This window comes from Sphingopyxis sp., assembly GCF_050725615.1.
Classification (GTDB): domain Bacteria; phylum Pseudomonadota; class Alphaproteobacteria; order Sphingomonadales; family Sphingomonadaceae; genus Sphingopyxis.
The window spans coordinates 1-21,085 of the sequence record NZ_JBOHHU010000076.1 but is presented as its reverse complement, the minus strand read 5'-3'; the positions used below and the strand labels follow the sequence as shown (position 1 = coordinate 21,085).

At 65.8% G+C, this 21,085-nt stretch carries 13 protein-coding genes and 1 pseudogene; 7 read left to right on the top strand and 7 right to left on the bottom strand.

All coding sequences use genetic code 11. The features are described 5' to 3' along the window. Nucleotides 1-321: pseudogene (locus ACREB7_RS16010) on the top strand (MFS transporter); the annotation flags it as partial. Here ACREB7_RS16010 and ACREB7_RS16005 read toward each other — a convergent pair. The 4 genes from ACREB7_RS16005 to ACREB7_RS15990 form a co-directional block, all read right to left on the bottom strand. Beyond that, nucleotides 318-1,589, bottom strand: coding sequence for an HD-GYP domain-containing protein (locus tag ACREB7_RS16005; RefSeq protein ID WP_431593272.1), 1,272 nt, complete (start codon nucleotides 1,587-1,589; stop codon nucleotides 318-320). The pseudogene ACREB7_RS16010 and the gene ACREB7_RS16005 overlap by 4 nt on opposite strands. Before the next feature lie 116 nt (nucleotides 1,590-1,705). Then, nucleotides 1,706-5,761 carry a CHAT domain-containing protein gene (locus ACREB7_RS16000; protein ID WP_431593271.1) on the bottom strand — a complete coding sequence of 1,352 codons (4,056 nt, stop codon included), beginning with the start codon at nucleotides 5,759-5,761 and terminating at the stop codon, nucleotides 1,706-1,708. Nucleotides 5,762-5,868: 107 nt separating this feature from the next. Then, the gene (locus ACREB7_RS15995) at nucleotides 5,869-7,200 is read right to left on the bottom strand and encodes a sensor domain-containing diguanylate cyclase (RefSeq protein ID WP_431593270.1); all 1,332 of its coding nucleotides are present in this window, start codon (nucleotides 7,198-7,200) and stop codon (nucleotides 5,869-5,871) included. A gap of 92 nt (nucleotides 7,201-7,292) precedes the next feature. Then, on the bottom strand, nucleotides 7,293-8,681 hold the full coding sequence (locus ACREB7_RS15990) for a helix-turn-helix domain-containing protein (RefSeq protein ID WP_431593269.1): 1,389 nt from the start codon (nucleotides 8,679-8,681) through the stop codon (nucleotides 7,293-7,295). A 161-nt stretch (nucleotides 8,682-8,842) separates the two neighbouring features. On the opposite strand from ACREB7_RS15990, the gene ACREB7_RS15985 reads away from it, so the two are divergent. From ACREB7_RS15985 to ACREB7_RS15975, 3 genes are all read left to right on the top strand, one after another. Further along, entirely contained in the window at nucleotides 8,843-10,435 is a 1,593-nt protein-coding gene (locus ACREB7_RS15985) for an isocitrate lyase (protein ID WP_431593268.1), read from the top strand. A gap of 308 nt (nucleotides 10,436-10,743) precedes the next feature. Further along, nucleotides 10,744-13,932: a CHAT domain-containing protein gene (locus ACREB7_RS15980; RefSeq protein WP_431593267.1), complete on the top strand. Its 3,189-nt coding sequence runs from the start codon at nucleotides 10,744-10,746 to the stop codon at nucleotides 13,930-13,932. A 201-nt stretch (nucleotides 13,933-14,133) separates the two neighbouring features. Further along, complete coding sequence (locus tag ACREB7_RS15975) at nucleotides 14,134-14,433, top strand: hypothetical protein (protein ID WP_431593266.1); 300 nt, start codon at nucleotides 14,134-14,136, stop codon at nucleotides 14,431-14,433. A gap of 34 nt (nucleotides 14,434-14,467) precedes the next feature. Here the strand turns inward: ACREB7_RS15975 and ACREB7_RS15970 are convergent, their stop codons facing one another. Both ACREB7_RS15970 and ACREB7_RS15965 read right to left on the bottom strand, forming a co-directional pair. Then, nucleotides 14,468-15,454, bottom strand: a complete 987-nt coding sequence (locus ACREB7_RS15970) for a TerC family protein (protein ID WP_431593265.1) — start codon at nucleotides 15,452-15,454, stop codon at nucleotides 14,468-14,470. Between the two features lie 83 nt (nucleotides 15,455-15,537). Further along, nucleotides 15,538-15,798, bottom strand: a complete 261-nt coding sequence (locus tag ACREB7_RS15965) for a hypothetical protein (RefSeq protein ID WP_431593264.1) — start codon at nucleotides 15,796-15,798, stop codon at nucleotides 15,538-15,540. 170 nt (nucleotides 15,799-15,968) lie between these two features. Between ACREB7_RS15965 and ACREB7_RS15960 the strand changes: the two genes are divergently transcribed. From ACREB7_RS15960 to ACREB7_RS15950, 3 genes are all read left to right on the top strand, one after another. Further along, nucleotides 15,969-16,736 (top strand): crotonase/enoyl-CoA hydratase family protein, encoded by a 768-nt coding sequence (locus ACREB7_RS15960; protein ID WP_431593263.1) that lies wholly within the window; start codon nucleotides 15,969-15,971, stop codon nucleotides 16,734-16,736. 1 nt (nucleotide 16,737) lies between these two features. Continuing rightward, a complete protein-coding gene (locus tag ACREB7_RS15955; protein WP_431593262.1) occupies nucleotides 16,738-17,646 on the top strand; it encodes an alpha/beta hydrolase family protein in 909 nt (302 codons plus the stop codon). 156 nt (nucleotides 17,647-17,802) lie between these two features. After that, complete coding sequence (locus tag ACREB7_RS15950) at nucleotides 17,803-19,611, top strand: ATP-dependent nuclease (RefSeq protein WP_431593261.1); 1,809 nt, start codon at nucleotides 17,803-17,805, stop codon at nucleotides 19,609-19,611. A gap of 43 nt (nucleotides 19,612-19,654) precedes the next feature. Here the strand turns inward: ACREB7_RS15950 and ACREB7_RS15945 are convergent, their stop codons facing one another. Beyond that, entirely contained in the window at nucleotides 19,655-20,995 is a 1,341-nt protein-coding gene (locus ACREB7_RS15945) for an amidohydrolase (protein ID WP_431593260.1), read from the bottom strand. Between the last annotated feature and the right edge of the window lie 90 nt (nucleotides 20,996-21,085).

The window sequence follows — 21,085 nt, the reverse complement described above, 5'->3', positions numbered from 1 at the left end:
GTACTGCCCGTCGCGCTGCTGATCGTCGGCAGCAACGGCATCATCGCGATGCTGCTGCCCTATTCGGCCGAAAGCTTTCCGCTGCGCATCCGCGGCCGCGCGACCGGCTGGGTCGCGGCGTGCAGCAAATTGGGCGGCGTCTTTGCGCAGGCGCTGGCCATCTTCGCGATCATCCCGACGCTCGCCACCAGCGCCTGGATGATCGCCGTGCCGATGGCGCTGTCCTTCCTGCTCTTGGCGCGTTTCGGCCGCGAAACGCGCGGCGCCGACCTGCGCGATCTCGACCCCGACGGCCATGTATTCGACAAATCGGGGCTCTAGGTCGCGCCGATAATACGAAGCCGCAGCGCATCCCAATCGTCGAAGCGCCAGAAGCCCGGGCTGTCGCGCCCGACGATATGCGGTTCCCGCGCCGATAGCGCGAACGCCCGATCGACGGGTTCGACCTCAGCCAGCGTGTCGCAGTCGAAGAAAATCCGCACGACCATCGCCTCGTCTGCCGAACCGCCGCTGCCCATGACGAAGCCCAGATGCCCGTCGGACACGCGCACCAGCGTTCCGACCGGATAGATGCCCAGGCTGTCGGCGAAGCGGTCGAGCAGATCGGGATCGAAATGCCCCGGCCAGGATCGCATCGCAGTCAGCGCCTCGCACGGCGTCCACGCCGCTTTATACGGCCGGTCCGACGTCACCGCGTCATACACGTCGCAGATCGCCCCCATCCGCGCATGGAGCGACAAGGCGTCGCCGCTCAGCCGGCCCGGATAACCGGTGCCGTCGATCTTCTCATGGTGATGCAGCGCCACCTCCAGCGCCGCCGCCGGAATGTCCGCCGACCGGGCGAGCAGCGCGTGTCCGGCCACCGGATGATGCTCGACCATCCGGCGCTCGCGCCCGTCGAGCTTCCCCGGCTTGAGCAGCACCGCGTCCGAAATCGCCACCTTGCCGACGTCGTGCAGCAGCCCCGCGACGCCCAATTGCTGCACCTCATCCTCGTCGAGCTTCAGGTGGCGCGCAAAATTGATCATCAACGCGCACACCGCAACCGAGTGAAGATAGGTATATTCATCCTTCTGCTTCAGCCGCACCAGCCCCAGCAAGGCGCGCGAATGGCGCTCGATCGAATCGCCGATCGCGCGCGCCAGCGGTCCCAGCTTCTTCGCCTCGACCGCCTGGCCCAGCCGTGCGGCCGCGAACATGTCGATCACCGCCTGCTTCGACTTGCCGATCACCCGCTCGGCGCGGCGCCGTTCCTGCGCATGGCTCACCGGCCGCGTCTGGCGCCGATGCTGCGCCGCCGCCATGGCGCGCGCCGCCGGCCAGCCGCTGCGTCGTTCCACCGGCACCGCGCGCTCTTCGCCCGACCGGCGCTCGACGAAAGCTGCGCCCTCCGCCATTTCTGGCGTCACCCGGCTCCGGCTGCGATCGATGACGAGCGCATCGACCCCAGACTGTCGGATGCGCGTCCGTTGCTCGTCGGTTTCGACCAGGAACCGGCTGCGCCAAAAGGGATGGTCGAGCCATCGCCCTTCAAAGGCGTGGACGAACATGCCGATTTCGACTTGCTCTGGTTTCAGGCGAAACAACATCGAACCAAGGCCTTGCGCGCGCGGCCCCATGCCGCCCCACAAGGGTAACGGCCGCGCGGAGTATTAGTTAAATGGCTAATCTTTTAGAATTGCCGCGTTTTTTACGAACTTGCTCGTCAATCGCCGATCAGCGTGAAGGGCGCCCAGGCATTGGGATGCGCCCAGGTGGCGTCGAGGCCGTCGACCTTGATCCCGTCCATCGCCTTGTCCGCCCGGATCGCACGCATCGCGCGCCGCAGTGCTTCGGCGCGGCTGATACTGCCGTCCGCCTGCGTCTGCCGGACCGCGAACACGGTGAGCTTCGCGGCGACATCGTCGCGCACCGGCCAATGCGACACCAGCAGGTTGCGCGCCCCCGCATAGAAGAAGGATCGCGCCAGGCCCGACAGCCCCGGCGCGCCCTGGCTGCCGTCGCCTGCGGCGGTGTTGCACGCCGAGAGAATGACCCAATCGGCGCCGAGCCGCAGCGCCGACACCTCCGACGCGGTCAGATATCCGTCGTCGGTCGCGCTCGCCTGTTTCGGCGGGGTGAAGATCAGCCCGGGTTCGGTGATCCCGGTCAGGTCGCCGCCGAGCAGGCCGTGGGTCGCCAGCGTGATGATGTCGACGCGGCTGAGGTCGGCGGCTTTGAAATTGGCCTCGGTGTCGAGACCCGCGAGGAACAGTCGATCCTCGCCGCTGCCCAGCGCATCGGCCATCGCGCGCAATTCGCCGACCGTGCCGGGCAATCGCGCCATCCGGTTGATTTCGTCGAAGCTCGCCAGTCCCCTCGACGCGGCGACCGATGGCCCGCCGAACAGGTCGCCGGCCTCGATCGATCGGGCGGCCGGCGCGCCCCGGCTCGACCTTTGCTCGGCCTTGCCGGCGAGTTCGGGGTCGCCGAATCCCAGAAATGCGGTCGATCCCGCCGCGCCGTCGGCCGGCGCCATCCGGCGCAGCAGCGCGAGCGATTGCAGCGATGGGATCTGCGCCAATGCAAATTCCTCGCCCATCCATTTCGTCGCCCGCAAATCGTCGGGACGATTGTCCAGTCCGGTCGGCGTCTCGGTGACCAGCATCGCGAACGGCATCGACGCCAGCGAGCCCGAGGCGGCGACAAAAATCTGGCGCTTGCTCGCCATCAGCGATGCGACCGGCGCGGCGACCTGCTGGAACAGCGCAAAGGCGGTGTCGCGGTCGAAGCCGTTCTGGCCGCCGTCGACCGCCGCCGTCCAGTCGGCGATTTCGCTATACTCGGCTTCGATCTTGCTGCCAGCGAACCACAGCAGCCGGCGCACGGCGGCGTCGATCTCCCGGTTCGTCCAGGCCGAACGATGCCAGGCGATACCCTGGTCCGTCACCAGCATGACATGGGTGCCGAAATCGGTCGGCACGACCATCAGCATCGCCTCGTCGGGGCGGAGCAGCGCCTGCGCCTCGGCGAGGGCGAGCGGTTCGGGCTGGATCAGCCCGAAATAATCGGGTGCCTCGGCGCGGAGGCGATCGTTGATCGCGATCAACCGCGGCCCAAGCTCGGCCTTCCGCTGTTCCAGTTCGGCGCGGGTGGCGACGGCCTCGTCGCTCGATCCGCCGACGACGGCGGCATATTTGGCGTCGATCTCGGCCCATAGGCCCAGCAACACCTCGCGCTCGGCCGCCAGTCTGCCCAGATCGGGTCCACGCGCCTCGGCCGCCCGCTGCGCCGCCGTCCTGGCCACCGCGCGGCTCGCCGGAGTGAACAGCGCCGATTGCAGCGCCGCAAAGGAATCGGCGCGCAACAGGGCCAGCTTCGCATCCCCCGGATCGGCCTGCGCCAGCGACGCGGCATTGGGCGCGATCGCCATCCCCCGGCTCCAACTGGCGTCGGCAAAGATCAAATGGATGTCGGCCGCGTTGCGCGCCCAGATCGAGGTCGCGCCGCCACCCGTGGCCGGCCCCGCTCCGACCGCGCCATTCGCGCCGATCTTCCGCATCTCGGGCGCCACCAAATCGAGCGCGGAGGACGCCTTGGCGGGCAGGCTCAGCCGCGCCTTCGCCAGCAACAGCGTCGTTTCCATCTGCACCAGCGGTTCGACCGCCGGGCGTTTGTCGAGCAGCTTTTTCGCCAGCGACAGCTCGGCTTCGGCGGCCTCGCCCTGCCGGTTGGCGAGCAGCGCGGCGCCATAAAGCTGGTGCCGCTCGAACTCGTCATAGGTCCCCTTCACCAACTGGTCGCCACGCCGGACCATCTCCTTGCCGACCGTTTCGGCCTCGGCCGCCTTGCCGAGCGCCAGCAACACCTTGAGCTTGTCGGACAGTTCCTCGGTGCTCAGGCTCTTGCCGATGAAATGCACCGGCGGAACTTCGCCGCGCGCGCGCATGTCCTCGGCGTGAACCTCCATCGACCGGTTCTGGACGTCGGTCAGGTCGAGCGCAGCGAGCCGCCGGTCGGCCCAGGTCAAGGCGGTCGCGAGGTCGCCCGCCGCGACCAGCGCCTCGATATAGCCGCTGACCGCGTCGGCGTTGCTGTCGCTGCTCCGCGACGACAGCCGCAGCAATTCGCGCAGGTTCGCGACCGCCTCCTGCGACCGGCCCGCCTGTTGCAGCAGCGCGGCGTAAACACGCAGCTGCCGCAGCACATCGTCGTCCTGCGACCCCATCCAGCGCCGGGTGATCGCCAGCGATTGCGCCAGCACCGCCGCCGCCTCGTCGGGGCGTCCCCCCTCGGCGAGGAAGATCGCCTTCCAGTTCAGCGCCCGCGCATAGCTGTGACTGTCGGCGCCCGGATAGACGGCGAGGCCGGCGAGCAGCTTGTCGACCAGCGCCAGATTCTCGGTCGGCCCGCGCCGGTCCTGATAATAGAGCCTCTCGACGCGGTTATATTCGCGATCGGACGCATCGGTTTTGGCCAGCCGCTCATCGAGCGCGGCGACGACCTCGGGCTTGCCGAGCGAGCGCAGCAGCTGGACGTAAAGATCGTAGGTCTCGTCCTTGCCATAGAAATAGCGCCCGGTCGCGACGATCATGCGGTCGAAATAGGCGGAATAATAGCGCGCAGCCTCGTCCGCTTTCCCCGCATTCGCCAGCACGCGCGCCTGCGAATTGAGGTCGTTCACATATTCGGATTCCATGCCGGCGCGCTGTTCGAACGCGATCAGCTGGTCGCCGAAGCGGATGTCATAATCGCTGCTCGTCTGCGGCGGCCGAGAGCGCAGCAGCGCCGCGAACTGGTTGCCCTCGGTCCCGTCGACGATGTCGATCGCTTCGATGAAATGCGACTTGTGAATCAGCACCGGCACGAACGCGAGCGGCGCGAAATGGCCGATCTCGGGGCCGTCCGCCCCCGGCGTGGCATAGGCGTGCCAGGCCTCGAGCCGGATATCGCGCGCCTTGTCGTTGCGGTCCCAATCGGGACCCGCACCTTCGAGATGAACGGCATAGGCGATCCGCGCGCGCAGCCCCAGCAGGTCGATGTCCGCCGCATCCGGCGCGAGCTCGCGCGCCTCGCGCGCCAGCTCCAGCCCTTTCACCGGTTGCAGCGTCGCCCTGGCGATCGTCGCCGCGTTCAACAGGCCGACCCGCAGCAGGTCCGCATGGCCGCCCTCGGTCGCGCGCGCCAGATCGATGACACTGTCGTACAACGGGCCGACCTGCTCGATTTCGTTGCCGCGCCACCGCGTCGCCGCCAGATTGGACAGGCTGGCGATGGTGGCGGGCGCCAGATTGCCCTCGGCCTTGTCGCGCTGCCGATAGACGCGATCGAGGATCGCCCGCGCCTCCTCGATCCGCCCTTGCCGCGACAGGACGACCGCATAATTGCTCTCGACGATGATCAGGCTCGCGGGGTCGGCCGCCTTCTCGCCCTTCAGCCCGTCGAGCGCCGCCTCCAGGCTCGCTTGCGCCGCCTCGGTATCGCCCATCGCCAGACTGACAATCGCCCGCGCATTCAGCGCCTGGGCCAGCGCGACCGGGCTCAGGTCGGACCGCTTCGCGGTATCGATCAGCGCGCGCACCTCGTCGAACCGCCCGGCCTTGTAGAGCGCGATCGACGCATCCAGCAGGCCGTCGAAATCGGCCGGCGCCACGATCGCCGACGCTTCTGCCGCCCCGTCGGTGGCGCTTTGCGCAAGGCCGGCCGAGGGAAGCAGGGCCAGCACGGCGGCGCATCCCGACCCGAACAACCGGCCCGCTCGCCCCCGCATCCTGCTGTTCATCGCTCCGCCCCCCGGAAATCTCTGGCAATACAGCGTGCTAACATCGGGGGTCAGCATTGTGGAGTCCGATCGGCGTGGCCGACAGGCCTCTCCGCCATTGCGCCGTCCTACAGGCGCGCGATCACCACGCGATTTCGTCCGGTTTCCTTCGCCTGGTACAACAGCCGGTCGCAATGGTCGAACAGGCTGCGCGGATCGACATCGGCGAGTTCGGATATCACGATGCAGCCGCAACTGACGGTCAGGTGCGGCGCGGTGGGGGACGTCGGATGCGGAATCGCCCGCGCCGCCAGCTCGGCGCGAACCGCGTCGAGCACGGCTTCGGGCTGGTCGACCCCCGGCAGCATCAATATAAATTCCTCGCCGCCATAGCGGGCGACCAGGTCATAGGGACGCCGTGCCGCGCCGGTCAGGATGTCGACCACCGCCATCAGCGCCATGTCCCCGGCCAGATGCCCGTGGCTGTCATTATATGCCTTGAAATGATCGACATCGAACATCGCGAGCGACAGCGGCTCGCCCGACCGCGTCGCCTGGAGGCAGGCTTTCTCCAGCGCGTCGTCGAGCCGGCGCCGGTTCGCCGCGCCGGTCAGCGGGTCCTCGAGCGTCTGTCGCTGCAGGCTCGCCTCGGCCAGCCAGGCCTCGGTGATGTCGATGACGAAACCGACCGCGCGCACCGGCGTTCCGTCGCTGTCCGCGATGACCGACCCCGCCGACCGCACCCAGCGCCATTCGCCGTTCGGGCGGACGATGCGAAAAACGATGCCATAATCCTCGTCGCTCGCGAGCAGTTCGCGCGCGGTCTCGTCGATCTCGGTCGCGCGGTCGGCATCCTCGGGATGGATGATCGCGCGAAACTCGGCGAGGGTGCGGATCGGCGCGACGGGATCGCGCCGCATGATCCGGTACCATTGCTCGTCGCAATGCATGACGTCGGCGGCGATGTCATAATCCCAGATGCCGAGCCCGCCGACGCGCGCCGCAACCTCCATGCGTTCATAGGCGGCGCGCAGTTCGGCGGTGCGCTGTTCGATACGCAGCTCCAACTCGCCGTGCGCGCGCTCGATCGCCGCGCGCGCGGCCTCGCGCTCGCTGACGTCGCGCGCCAGCCCCAGGAACAATTTGCGGCCCTCGACGATCTGGCACGTCAGGTTGATCTCGACCGGAAAGGTCGATCCGTCCTTGCGGGTGGCGATTTCCTGAAAGTTCAGCGACGTCCCCGGCAGGATTTCCCGCCACCGCGTCCGGCTCTCTTCGGCATCGACGCCACCCACGATATCGAGGATCGTCCGCGTCAGCAATTCGGCGCGCGGATAGCCAAGGTCGGCGCACGACCGCGCATTGACGTCGAGAATGTGCCCCTCTTCGTCGTGCACGAAAAATCCGTCGGGTGCCGCTTCCAGCAAAATACGAAACTCATCGGCGCTGACTCGGGACATGGACGGCTCTGTGCTGAAACAATTGTTTCTTATCGCAACTTTTCTCTCACCCCGCCAGCGGGAACAACAGGCTGGCCAGGACAATCCGTCATTCAGTCGCCCGCAAAGTCGAACGCCGACACCCCGCGCTCACCGTCGCGGAACCGCAATGGCCGCCCCAGCGGCGGCATCGAGCGCTGGACGCAGCCGGTGCGCGTGCAGCGTCGGCACCCCAGCCCGATCGGCGTCGCAGGCGAGCGCATCAGGTCGATCCCGCGCGCCGCGATCAGCGGCGCCGCGACCTTGGCATCGACGCCGACGCACACGGCAAAGCGCGCCGGGGTGCCGCTGCCGCCCGCGCCGGGCGCGGCGACGCTGCGGCTCTGGGTGAACCAGCGCGTCCCGTCCTCCAGCTCGACCAGGTCGGCGATCACCTCGCCGGGCCGCGCGAACGCCTCATGCACCCCCCACAAGGGACAGCGCGCATCGCCGTCGACCAGCGGCGACTGGCTCGCCCCGGCATAGCGCTTCGACCCCTGCCCCGCGCGGTCGATGCGCAGCATGAAGAAGGGCAGCCCGCGCGCGCCCACCCGCTGGAGCGTCGTCAGCCGGTGCGCGACCTGCTCATAGCCCGCGCCGAAACGCCGCTGGAGCAACAGCAGGTCATAGCCCGTCGCGTCGCACGCGCGCAAAAACCGGCTGTAGGGCATCATCAGCGCCGCCGCGAAATAATGGACCAGGTGCCGCTCGAACAGCCGTGCCGCCGCCGGCTCGGCGAACTCCGCCCCCGCGACCAGCGCATCGATCTCGCCCTTCGCCTCGACCTGCGCCAGCGTCGCCGCCGCCTGAAAGGTCCGCGAGGCGGGGCGCAGCAGCTCGCTCAGCATCAATTGCCGCGCGTGCCAGTCGAGCCAGCGCAGGCGGTCGGGCATCACGTCCGACGGCAGGATGCGGATGCCCAGCTGGTGCCGCGTGCGCAGCCGTTCCGAAATCGTGCCGTACAGGTCGCCGCCGGCGAGCCGCAATTCGTCGGCCAGTTCCTCGGCCCGCGCATCGAGGTCGGCAAAATGGTTGCGCCATTTCTCGATCGCGCGCCTTACCGCCGCGACCTCGGGTGCCTCCTCCTGCGCCGCGCCGCGCGCCTCGGGCGCCGTGTCGAACAGCCGCGCAAAGGCCGCCGCCGTCGCCGGAGCGCTCTGCAGCCATTCCTCGACCTCCTGCGCCCCGATGCCGAGGTCGGCGAAGCGCGGATCGGACAGCCGCCGCCGCAGCCCGGCCAGCCCGCCCGGCACCTCCTCGCCGCCGAGCTTCGCCGCATCGAAATCGAAGCGCTCGGCCAGTCGCACGATCACCGTGGCGGACAAGGGCCGCTGCCCATGCTCGATCAGATTGAGATAGCTCGGCGAAATGTCGAGCGCCTCGGCCATCGCCGCCTGCGTCATCCCGGCATCGCGCCGCGCCCGCCGCACCGCCGCCCCTGCAAACACCCGTCGCTCGGCCATAGTCTGTAACTTTCTTTACCAATTTACACGCACATTAGCACCAATTCGGCATATTTCACAAAACTTATTGACAAAGCTTTTCACTTTCGGCGCCCGCCACGGCACATCTGGCCCATCACCCGGCCACTCTCCCCGACTGGCCGCACCGAAAGGACAAGACGATGGGCTATCAGGAAGACATGGCGCAGGCGGGCCGCCTCATCCGCGATTATGACGGCACCTGGGACGGCATCGGCGCCGAGAGCATCGCCCGTATGCGCGCCCAGAACAAGTTCCGCACCGGCCTCGACGTCGCCCGCTACACCGCGCGCATCATGCGCGCCGATATGGCCGCCTATGACGCCGACCCCGCCAACTACACCCAGTCGCTCGGCTGCTGGCACGGCTTCATCGCGCAGCAGAAGATGATCTCGGTCAAGAAGCATTTCGGCACCACCAAGGGCCGCTACATCTATCTCTCGGGCTGGATGATCGCCGCGCTGCGCAGCGAATTCGGTCCGCTGCCCGACCAGTCGATGCATGAAAAGACCAGCGTTCCGGCGCTGATCGAGGAAATCTATACCTTCCTGCGTCAGGCCGACGCCCGCGAACTCGGCGGCCTGTTCCGCGAACTCGACGCCGCCCGCGCCGAGGGTGACGAGCTCAAGGCCAAGCAGATCCAGGCGAGCATCGACAATCACGAAACCCATGTCGTGCCGATCATCGCCGACATCGACGCGGGCTTCGGCAACGCCGAGGCGACCTATCTCCTCGCCAAGAAGATGATCGAGGCGGGCGCCTGCGCGCTGCAGATCGAGAACCAGGTCTCGGACGAAAAACAGTGCGGCCACCAGGATGGCAAGGTCACCGTGCCGCACGAGGATTTCATCGCGAAGATCCGCGCCTGCCGCTACGCCTTCATGGAACTCGGCGTCGAGGACGGCATCATCGTCACCCGCACCGACAGCCTCGGCGCGGGCCTGACCAAGCAGATCGCCTTCTCGAAAGAGCCCGGCGACCTCGGCGACCAGTATAACAGCTTCCTCGATTGCGAAGAGGTCGAGGGCGCAGGCAATCCCGGCGACGTCCTGATCAACCGCGACGGCAAGCTGATGCGCCCCATCCGCCTACCCTCGAACCTCTATCAGTTCCGCCCCGGAACCGGCGAGGACCGCTGCGTCATGGACTGCATCGCGTCCTTGCAGAACGGCGCCGACCTCTTGTGGATCGAGACCGAAAAGCCGCACATCGAACAGATCGCGGGAATGGTCGACCGCATCCGCGCCGTCGTCCCCAATGCGAAGCTCGCCTACAATAATTCGCCGAGCTTCAACTGGACGCTCAACTTCCGCCAGCAGGTGTATGACGCCTGGGAAAAGGACGGCAAGGACGTCAGCGCCTATGATCGCGCCAAGCTGATGAGCGTCGATTATGACGGCACCGAGCTTGGCGACGAGGCCGACAACCGCATCCGCACCTTCCAGCGCGACGCGGCGAAGCGGGCGGGCATCTTCCACCACCTCATCACCCTGCCGACCTATCACACCGCCGCGCTCAGCACCGACAATCTCGCCAAGGAATATTTCGGCGACGAAGCGATGCTCGGTTACGTCAAGGGCGTCCAGCGCGCCGAGATCCGCCAGGGCATCGCCTGCGTGAAGCACCAGAATATGTCGGGCAGCGACATCGGCGACGATCACAAGGAATATTTCGCCGGCGAAGCGGCCCTGAAGGCCGCAGGCAAGGACAATACGATGAACCAGTTCGCCGCCTGAGCCACGTCACCAGTTCGGCGCGGGGGCGTTTCCCCGACCCCGCGCTCACCGAGCTTTCCTGGGGAGGAAAGCCTGTCCGTCGGAAACCTTCGGGTTTCCGGCGGGCATTTTTATGGGGCCAGGCACTTGGGGCCTTTCCTTCGGTTCACGCCCCTTCGCGGCCCCTCACCGAGGAACCAAAGCGGCAGCGGATCGTTCCCGTCCAATCAGCCGAAGTCGATCGATCGGCAACCATCCGGGGGAATTGCTTGCCGCGCCTGCTTCATCGCTTCGGCTGTCTCGCCTGCGCGCTGTTAGCCGTCCCCGTTTTGTCCCTCCATGCCCTGCCACCGCCAGCGGCCGAATCCGGCGACGGTGACAGTCGGCAGCGCGCCCGCGTCGACGAACAGCGACGCAAGCTTGACGCCGTCACCGCGACGACCGGTCGCGACAGCGCGGCGGCGGCGGAACAAATCTACCTCCTCTCGCTGCAGCTTGCCCTGCTGGGCAACACCGGTGAAGCGGCGACGACCGCCGAACAGGCCTATGACATCCAGGTCCGCGCGCTCGGCCGCGACCATCCCGACACCCGCGCCTCGCTCTATCAACTCGCCATGATGCTGCGCCGCGAAGCCGAGGCGCGCGCTGCCGACGACGCCCCATCGGCGGACCAGCCGGAGGAAGCCCTGCCGGCCGACACCGATGAGGCGATCCGCCAGCTCATCGACCGTGGCCGGTTCGTCCGCGCCGAAACGGCGATCCGCGCGCGCATGGCGCGCCGCGCCCCCGCCGCGCGCCCCGCCGAAGCGGCAACCGATAGCGAACTGCTCGCCAACATCTTGTACCGGACGGGACGCGCGGAGAGCGCCGAGGCGCTGATGCGCGAAGCCGTCGATATTCGTCGACAGATCGCCGACCCCGCTATGCTGTCGGCGGCGCTCCGCCGCCTGGCCTTGGTGCTGTCCGCGCGCGGACAATATGCCGAGGCGGAGAATCACGCCCGTGACGCAATCGAGCTGCTTTTGCCGCAGGGCGGGGAAAGCAAATCGCTGGCCGCCGCATGGGGCACTTTGGGAGAGATCCTGGCCGGCCAGCGCCGCCGCCCCGAAGCCTCGGCGGCGATGCAACAGGCGATCGAACTGGGGCGATCGGCCCTCGGCGACGAGGATACCTTCGTGATCGAGGAATATAATGGCTTTGCCCTGAACCTCGAGGAAATGGGCGACGTCGCGGGCGCCGAAGCGATCTACCGTCGGAACCTCGACCTGCTGACCCGCACCAAGGGACGCGGCAGCCTCGAATCGGCACGCACCCTCGCATTGCTTTCGACCAACCTCGACCGCCAAAATCAAAGCCAGGAGGCCGAAGTGCGGTTGCGCCAGGCGATCGCGATCCGCGAACGCCATTTCGGGTCGGGCAACCCCGACACGCTTCGTTCGCTCGGCAATCTCGTCGGCCTCTTGTCCGGTGCTGCCAAATATGACGAGGCCGCCACGCTGCAGCAGCGCGTCATCCGGCTCCGCGACGCCCTGCCCGAACGTAGCGGCGAGGAAAGCATCGCCGACCTCGGACGGATGGGCGACATCTTGTCGCAGCAGGGACGGCTGGACGCGGCAATGGACTATCAGCGCCGCGCGCTGACCGTTGCCACCGACACGCTCGACCCCGGTCACCCCTATGTGGCGATCGCGTCGATGAAGCTGGCACGAACGATTGCCGCCCGGGATCCCGCCTCCCCCGAATATGTCGCACTGATGCGCCCTGCGGTGACCCGCGCTCGCAACGAGCGGATGCGCGTGCTCTTGGCGGCCGACGTGTCCAGGGCCAATGCGGGGGCGCGGTCAGTCGCGGCGGCGATCGGGGCCGATGACGCGTTCGCTACGTCGGGAACCAGCAGTTTCGCGCTGGCGCTCACCCTGTTTGCCGCACGCGCGACGGCGGTCCGCAGCGAGGAAGCCGCACTTCGGGCCGAATCGTTCCTCATCGCGCAGGATGCCGCGTCGACGGCGTCGACCCGCTCGCTCGCCGCTGTCGTCGCGCGTGAGGCGCTCGGCGACACCCCGCTCGCCCGGCTCGTGCGCCGCCAGCAGGATCTGGCGTCGGAGATACGCGACATGAACCGCTCGCTCGGCACGGCCATGATCGGCGCGCCCGAAGCCGCGAGGGCCATGAAGGACCGACTCGAATTGCGCGGCCGCGAACTCGCCGGGGTCGAGACGCGGCTACGCCGGTCCTACCCCGATTATGCTCGTCTCGCGGTTCCGCAATCGCTGAGCGAGGAGGAGGTCCGCCGCCGCCTGCGTCCGGGTGAAGCGCTGCTGCTCGTCACCGAAGGCGAATCCTATGATTTCTCCTATGTCGTCACCCGCGACGGTGCCGACTGGCACGCCGTGCCGCGGCTGCAATCCTATCTGTCCGGCACGATCGAGGCTTTTCGCTGCGAGGTCGATCCGAAGACCTGCTCGGGCATCTGGGAAGCATCGCCCCTGTTCGATCGCCGCTACGCCTGGGACCTCTATCGCTTCCTCATCCAGCCCCACGAAACGCTGCTCAAAGATGTGAAGACGCTTTATGTCACGACCTCCGGTTCGCTCGCGGACCTGCCGTTCGCGGCCTTCATCACGGCCGAGCCCAAGGGGGAAGACACCGAAGATGCGCTGGCCGTCACGCCATGGCTCGGCGACCGCTTCGCGATCGTCAACCTGCCCTCGGTCGAGTTGCTGGGGATCGGCAAGCGCCGCGCCGCCAGGCCGGACGCCCGCCCCTTCATCGGCTATGGCGCCCCGACTCTGGCAGAGGCCGGGGGCGGCCGCGCGGTCACGAGCGGCCTGTCGCCGCAAATCCGCGAAAGCGGTCCCGCGCTCGCCGATCCCGCCTGGCTGCGGACTCTCGCCTCGCTCCCCGGAACCGAGGTCGAACTCCGCGCCATGGCGCGGGTTCTCGACGCCGACCCCGGCGCCATCCGGCTCGGCCCGGAGGCGACCGAAACCGCCGTCCGCGCCGACCCGCGCCTGCGCGACGCCCGCATCGTCGCCTTCGCGACCCATGGCGTCCTGCCCGGCGAAATCGCGGGTTTTGCCGAACCGGGGCTGATCTTCACGCCGCCCGGCCGCGCGACCACCGCCGACGACGGCATATTGACCGCTGCCGAGGTCGCCGGACTCGACCTCTCCGCCGATTGGGTCATATTGTCGGCTTGCAATACCGCCACGACCGAGGGGGCCGGCGGTGGCGATGCGCTGTCGTCGCTGGCCCGCTCCTTCCTGTATGCGGGCGCCGACGCGCTGCTCGCAAGCCGCTGGCGGGTCGACGACAGGGTGACCGCCGCGCTCACCGTCGAAACGCTCGCCAGCGCGAAACGCGATCCCAAGGCAGGCAGGGCCGCCGCGCTCCAGCAGGCGATGCACACGATCCGGACCGGCAAGCGGCCCGATGGCTCCGCGGTCGAGGGTTGGAACCGGACCTGGTTGCACCCAGCCGCATGGGCCCCCTTCGCGTTGATCGCGACCGGCAACTGATTGCGGCGGCCACCTGCAAGGCGCGACCGTAGCACGCAAGCCGCGATCCCGCAGGCTTTCCGATCGCCACGCACCGCGGCCCGCCGCCCATCCCAGACCTATTCATCGCCCCTTTTTGTCGATTCCGGCCTTGAACCTTCGCGCGAGCCGTGCATTATGGTGCAACGCACAAAAATAACTCCTCTCCCAAGCGATCGAAACATGAACGACACCCGCATGAAAATGATGGAAGCCATCGCGCGCCGACGCCGCGTGACCGCGCTCTATAATGGCAATCAGATGACCCTTGCGCCGCACCAGATGTTCGAGCGTCGCGGCGACCTGTTCGTCAGCGCGCTCAACCTCAGCAAAAACTGGCGCTCGCCCGACGACTGGAAGCTCGGCCATTTCAAGCTCGACGGGCTCGCCGTGACCGAATTGCAGGACGAGGAATTCGAGCCGCTGCCGTCGTTCGAAGCCGCCGCGCCGCACGAAGACGACACGCTGCTCCTCGCGGTCTGAAAAAAGGGCGGACCTCACGGCCCGCCCCTTTCCCCTACTCCTCGACCGCCACCGGCTCGTTACTGGTCTTCACCAGCGACCAGATGACGCCGCCCGCGATCAGCGCGATCGTCACGCCCAGGCTGACCAGCGGCGGGAATTTGTCGCCGCCGAGGATGAAATCCGCGACGAAGATCTTCGACCCGATGAACACCAGCACCAGCGCGAGCGCATATTTCAGGTAATGGAAGCGGTGCACCATCGCCGACAGCGCGAAATAGAGCGCGCGCAGGCCGAGGATCGCCATGATGTTCGACGTATAGACGATGAAGGTGTCGGTGGTGATCGCGAAGATCGCCGGCACGCTGTCGACCGCGAACACCAGGTCGGCGAGGTTGATGACGACCAGCGCGAGGAACAGGGGCGTCGCCGCCAGCACCAGCTTGCCGGTCTTGCTGTCCGCCACCTTCACGAAGAATTTCTCGCCGTACAGCTCGTCCGTCAGCGGCATGTGCCGCGACAGCCACTTCACCACCGGATTGCCCTTCACGTCCATCGGCGCGTCGCTCGCGAAGAGCATCTTGACGCCGGTGAAGATCAGGAACGCCGCGAAGATATAGAGCACCCAGCCATATTCGGTGACCAGCGCCGCGCCGCCCGCGATCATAATCCCGCGCAGCACGATCACCGCGACGATACCCCAGAGCAGCGCGCGATACTGAAAGCGCGGCGGGATCGCGAAGGTCGCGAAGATCAGCGAAATGACGAAGATATTGTCGATCGACAGCGCCTTCTCGATGAAGAAGCCGGTATAATATTGCAGCCCCGCCTCGCCGCCCTTGGCGATCCAGATCCACGCGCCGAACGCCAGGGCGATGCTGATGTAAAAGGCGGACAGCTTCAAACTCTCGCTGATCCCCATCTCCTTGTTTTCCTTGTTCAGGAAACCGAGGTCGAAGGCGGTGAGCGCGACGACCAGCCCGATGAAGGCCAGCCAGAACCAGGCCGGGGTGCCCAGCCAGTCGGCAAACAGAAATTCCATGATCTTGTCCCTGGTACAGGTCGCGCGCGCCGCCCGCCCCCTGAGAGGGGGAGAGCAGCGCGCGCGCCATTCTTGTTATCGGATCAGCGCGCCGGCGCGGGCTGCATCTGCACCGCGAGCCGGCGCTTGACCGCGAGCTTCAGGCTTTTCAGCCGCAGCAGGCGGAACGCATCGGCGCCGCGGCGGCGGCCCTCGCTGCGCACGGCATCGTCGAGCCGGCGGTACAGCGCGGTCAGTTTATAAAATCGCGAATATGACGTCATACAGGCCTCCTGATTGAGCGAACTCAAAAGACAGGTGACGCCGATGCCGGGACCCAAAAAGGGGGGGAGATAGGCCGCCATGCATCGGTGTCACCCGATGCGGTCCGACATCACGTGGCGGGAGATATCCCGCCGACGCCAGAGGGGCCCGGCCCGCATGAATCGGATTTAGGTCGGGACGGGCTGGCTTTCAAGACGCCCGCGCGTCATGTTGGCCGAAATTTTCCTCGTTCCGGCCCGGGAGAGCCCTGATGTCCGTCCTCGTCACCCGCGACGGCCCTGTTGTCATCGTCGCGATCGACCGCCCGGCCAAGCGCAACGCCGTCGATCCCGCAACAGCCGACGCGCTGCGCGATGCGTTCACGGCCTTCGCCACCGACGCCACGGCCAGCGTCGCGATCCTCACCGGCAGCGGCGGCCAGTTCTGCGCCGGCTTCGACCTCAGCGCGGTCGGCGCCAGCCGCTACGACCCCGACGGCCCCGGCCCGATGGGCCCAACGCGGATGCTGCTCGAAAAGCCCGTGATCGCGGCGGTCGAGGGCCATGCCGTCGCCGGCGGCCTCGAGCTCGCCTTGTGGTGCGACCTCCGCGTCGCCGCCGAAAGCGCCATCTTCGGCGTCTATTGCCGCCGCTGGGGCGTGCCGCTGATCGACGGCGGCACCGTCCGTCTGCCGCGCATCGTCGGACAGGGCCGCGCGCTCGATATGATCCTCACCGGCCGCCCGGTCGCCGCCGACGAAGCCCGGCGCATCGGCCTCGCCGACCGCATCGTGCCCGACGGCGAAGCGCTCCCCGCCGCGATCGCGCTCGCGAAACAGATCGCCGCCTTCCCGCAGCTCTGCATGGCGAGCGACCGCCTCAGCGCCTATCGCCAATGGGACCATGACATCGAAGCCGCGCTCGCCCACGAAGCCCATGCCGGCGTCGCGCCGCTGCGCGAAGGCGCGACCGCAGGGGCGAAGCGTTTTACCGCAGGCGAGGGCCGCAGCGGCAGCTTCGCAGCGTTCCAGGGAGAGTGACATGAAGCACAAACTCGCCATCGCCGCCGCACTGCTCGCCCTGCCCCCGCTATCGACCAGCGCCGCGCTCGCGCAGCCGCCCGAAATCCCCGCCGCCATCTACACCGACCCGCCCGCCGACAAGGCGTTTCCCGCCGCGATGGAGGTCGTCCATATCCCGACCGGCGCCCCCGCCGACCGCGTGGAGATCAACGGCGTCGTCTATATCCCCGCCGGCCCCGGCCCGCACCCGACCGTCGTCCTCTGCCACGGCCTGCCCGGCCTCGAAAAGAATCTCGACCTCGCGCAGGCGATGCGCCGCGCCGGCTGGACCGTCATCACCTTCAACTATCGCGGCTCATGGGGCAGCCCCGGCGACTATCGTTTTGTGCAGAATCTCGAGGATGCGAACGCCGTCCTCGCCTTCGCGCGCGACCCAGCCAACGCCGCCAAGCTGCGCATCGACCCCAAACGCCTCGTCATCATGGGCCACAGCATGGGCGGCTGGGTCACCGCGCTCACCGCCGCGAAGGACAAGCAACTCATCGGCGCCGCGATGATCTCCGCCGCCAATCTCGGCGCCTTCGGCAAGGCCCCGCGCGACCAGCTCGCCGCGGGCATGAAAGCCAACGGCCAGGAAGCCCTCGCCGGCACCTCGCCCGAAATCATGGCCGACGAGTTGATCGCCAACGCCGGCGCCTTCGACTGGCAAAACGCCGCCCCCGCGCTGGCGGCCACCAACCTGTTCATCCTCTCCAGCGACGACGGGCTGGCGCCGGGCACCGACGCGCTGGCGAAGGCGATCCGCGATGGCGGCGGCGCGAAGGTGAAGACGCTGCATGTCGCGACCGACCATAGCTGGTCGGATGCAAGGGTACGGTTGCAGGCGGAGGTTTTGGGGTGGTTGGGAGTGTTGGTGCCGAACAAATAGTGTGGCACCACTCCCCGCGCTTATTCGTCTTAGCAGACAAAGAACAACAGACTCAAAAAGCACCTCATCATCCTTAGTAGTCTCTCCCCCCTCTTGGTTGACATCAGCGCCCCGCTGTTCGAGGACGGCACTGGAGAGTGCTGCTGAGGGGTGAATATGGGAGCGATCATTAAGTCGGTTCATATTGAGAATTTTCGTTCGATATGCTCAATCGACGCGAACCTTGCGCAATTAGCAATCTTCGTCGGAAGAAATGATTGCGGAAAATCCAACATTCTTCGCGCCTTAAATCTATTCTTCAACGATCAGACGAACCCAGGGACGGACTTTTCTTGGGCAGATGACTATAACTTCTTCGCCCCCGTCCGTGCACGACGAGCAAAAGAAATCGTCGTTCGGCTCGAAGTTGCGCTACCTGCTACCTATCACGACACCAATGGCCATGTAATTATATGGACAAAAAAATGGAGAGAAGACGGCCTGTGGAGTGAAGAGTACGATTACTTTGGCCAGAGAATTTCAAACAATCGCCGAGGAGAAGAAGTTAGAACAGACGTACAGATACCGGACAAATCAAACGTTCATTCATTGCTCCGCAAGATAGAGTTCGAATATGTTCCAGCGATAAAAGATTCAGACTATTTTGATGACTTACGGGGAAGAATTTACGGAATTATTTCAGAAGTTGCCGCTCGCACGTTCCATGAGTCAAGTGCTGCCTTTGAGCATTCGATTGGAGAACACTTGAATGAGCTAACAGCCAGCATCTCAGAATCGCTGGCGCTAGATACGCGCCTCGCGCTGCCCCGCGACCTCTATCATATTTTCGAGCGCCTCGACTTTCTGAGTGGCGAAATGGCGGTCTCGCTCAACAACCGCGGCGACGGCGTCAAAGCACGACATATTCCGCTGATTCTCAATTTCATGGCGAGAAAAAAGGCTCAATTACAACGGCGCGGCGGTCCTCCGATCAGCAGCATCTGGGCGTACGAGGAACCAGAAAACAACTTGGAAATCGCAAGCGCCGTTCAACTAGCCGACGAATTGCATGCACTCGCGCAGGAAGGCGTCGCACAAATACTGCTTACGACACACTCACCCGCTTTTTACGATCTGGGCCAGCGCGAAGATGAGGTGAAATTGAACTTTGTATCGCGGATCAGCGACTCTGAAGGAACTCACGTAGAGACTGACTTTGCTCAGATTGATGAGCGAATGGGAACGTTGGCGATGATCGCGCCCCGAATCTCCGAAATGGTGGCGCAAGTTCGGCAACAAGAGCAGGCGCGCGTTGAAGCCGAAAGGTTAGCAGAGGAAAACTGCCCGAGAATTTTCGTTGAAGGCGAAAGCGATAAAATTGTTCTCGAACGTACGCTAGCCCTGTTCTTCCCCGCTGCGGTCAATCAGGTAAGGTTCGAAACGAAACGTGATGGCGCTGGACACAAATACGTAATTGATATGTTGATAGGCTGGCGCTCACAGCACAAGCATCATCCCGGCGGGCCAAAGGCGGCTGGCGTCGTCGATGGCGATGCCGCTTCAGAAAAGACAGTGTTCAACAGCCAAGGTGACAATGTCGCCTCTGCAAAATGCTTCATGTATCAAGCGCCAGCTGCTTTGCGCCCTGCACTTGCGGCTGGCTTCCGAATACCGGCGACGTTAGAAGCACTATATCCTCGCCAGATATGGCAAGATGCGCTTCAGCGTGGTCATCTCGAAGCGCGCGACCCATTGAAAGCCTTCCCCAAGGATCTCTCACGCCAAATTTTGCTCGGCCAAGCCGACGCCGCTGCGACGATCAATCCGCTATGGGCGATTTTCGTTGAGTACGATTTCGACGCCACGCGAAAAATCGCAACTGCACGCCGGATTTGTGACGGAAATGACCATGTTTGTCGAGAAAATCTAGCAAACTTCGAATCTGTGCTTCGCGATGCTCTTCTATACCTATCCGTGATACAGTAAAACTAAGCGCAACATTTTAACGTCCCGGGTTCGATCATCGCGGCTACCCCTTCCCCATCAACTTCATCGCCATCCCCGTCAGCGCCTCGGTCGCGGTCGAGATCACCGTGTCCGCCTCGGGCGCCCAGAAGGGCGAGTGCAGGCTCGGCAGGCTCTTCCCCGCCTTTTGCGCCGCGTCATATTCGGCGCGCGGGACGCCGCCGACCCAGATGATCAGGCTCTTCACATCCTTGTTCGCGTCGCGCGAATAGCGGCTAAAATCCTCGCCGCCCATCACCGGCGGCATCTTTGTCACCCGTGCCTCGCCGAACTGCGTCTTCAAAAACGCCGCCATATCCTCGGTGAAATCGACGGTGTTGAAGGTCGCGGGGGTATATTCGTCCTTCTGCACGCTGACCACCGGCATCTTGTCGTCGGGCATGCCCGCCGCGATCGCCTCGCCCTTCGCGATACGCGCGATACCATCGAGCAGGTGATTGCGCACCTCGTCCGAGTAGCTGCGCACCGTCAGTTGCAGCTTCGCCTCGTCCGAAATGATATTATGCTTGGCGCCCGCATGGAAGCTGCCGACGGTCACCACCGCGCTGTCGAGCGGGCTGATCTCGCGCGACACCAGGGTCTGCAGCGCGCCAACGATGCGGCTCGCCAGCACGATCGGGTCCTTGGTCGTCTGCGGATAGGCGCCATGCCCGCCAACCCCCTTCACCAGCACATCGACGCTGTCGACATTGGCGAGCGCATAGCCCGGCGTGTAGCCGATCTGTCCCGCCGGAAATTGTGCCGCATCGTGGAACGCCAGCGCATATTGCGGCTTGGGAAAGCGGGTATACAGCCCGTCCTCCAGCATCATCCGAGCGCCCGCGCCGCGTTCCTCGGCGGGCTGGCCGATCATCACCAGCGTGCCCGACCATTTGTCCTTGTTCGCCGCCATGCGCCGCGCGACGCCGACCCAGGCGGTCATATGCGTGTCGTGGCCGCACGCGTGCATCACGCCGGTTTCGACGCCTTCCTTGGTCGTCACGCGCACCTTCGACGCGCCGGGCAGCCCGGTCTGTTCGATCACCGGCAGCCCGTCCATGTCGGCGCGCAGCAGCACCACCGGGCCGGGGCCATTCTCCATCACCGCGACGATGCCGGTGCCGCCGACCTTTTCGGTGACCTTGAAGCCCAGCTTGCGCGCCTCGGCCGCCAGAATGCCCGCCGAGCGCACCTCCATGAAGCTGAGTTCGGGGTTGGCGTGCAAATCGGCATAGATCGCCATCAGCGACGGCATGTCCTTCTTGATCTGCGCCTGGATCGCGGGATCGGCCTGTTGCGCCGCCGCCGAAGCCGCACCGAGAGTCGAGAGCGCAAGGGCTGCCACGCCCGCCAGCAAATTCCGCATTTTATTCCCCTGTTTCAAATGTGATGGCCCTGGTTATCCGTTTGTGTCGAGCGAAGTCGAGACATGTTTGGGAGCGCATGCCTTCGCGTG

Coding starts and splice junctions, on each gene's coding strand:
- ACREB7_RS16005 (WP_431593272.1), bottom strand. CDS start 1,589: ATGTTGTTTCGCCTGAAACCAGAGCAAGTCGAAATCGGCATGTTCGTC.
- ACREB7_RS16000 (WP_431593271.1), bottom strand. CDS start 5,761: ATGAACAGCAGGATGCGGGGGCGAGCGGGCCGGTTGTTCGGGTCGGGA.
- ACREB7_RS15995 (WP_431593270.1), bottom strand. CDS start 7,200: ATGTCCCGAGTCAGCGCCGATGAGTTTCGTATTTTGCTGGAAGCGGCA.
- ACREB7_RS15990 (WP_431593269.1), bottom strand. CDS start 8,681: ATGGCCGAGCGACGGGTGTTTGCAGGGGCGGCGGTGCGGCGGGCGCGG.
- ACREB7_RS15985 (WP_431593268.1), top strand. CDS start 8,843: ATGGGCTATCAGGAAGACATGGCGCAGGCGGGCCGCCTCATCCGCGAT.
- ACREB7_RS15975 (WP_431593266.1), top strand. CDS start 14,134: ATGAACGACACCCGCATGAAAATGATGGAAGCCATCGCGCGCCGACGC.
- ACREB7_RS15970 (WP_431593265.1), bottom strand. CDS start 15,454: ATGGAATTTCTGTTTGCCGACTGGCTGGGCACCCCGGCCTGGTTCTGG.
- ACREB7_RS15965 (WP_431593264.1), bottom strand. CDS start 15,798: ATGGCGGCCTATCTCCCCCCCTTTTTGGGTCCCGGCATCGGCGTCACC.
- ACREB7_RS15960 (WP_431593263.1), top strand. CDS start 15,969: ATGTCCGTCCTCGTCACCCGCGACGGCCCTGTTGTCATCGTCGCGATC.
- ACREB7_RS15955 (WP_431593262.1), top strand. CDS start 16,738: ATGAAGCACAAACTCGCCATCGCCGCCGCACTGCTCGCCCTGCCCCCG.
- ACREB7_RS15950 (WP_431593261.1), top strand. CDS start 17,803: ATGGGAGCGATCATTAAGTCGGTTCATATTGAGAATTTTCGTTCGATA.
- ACREB7_RS15945 (WP_431593260.1), bottom strand. CDS start 20,995: ATGCGGAATTTGCTGGCGGGCGTGGCAGCCCTTGCGCTCTCGACTCTC.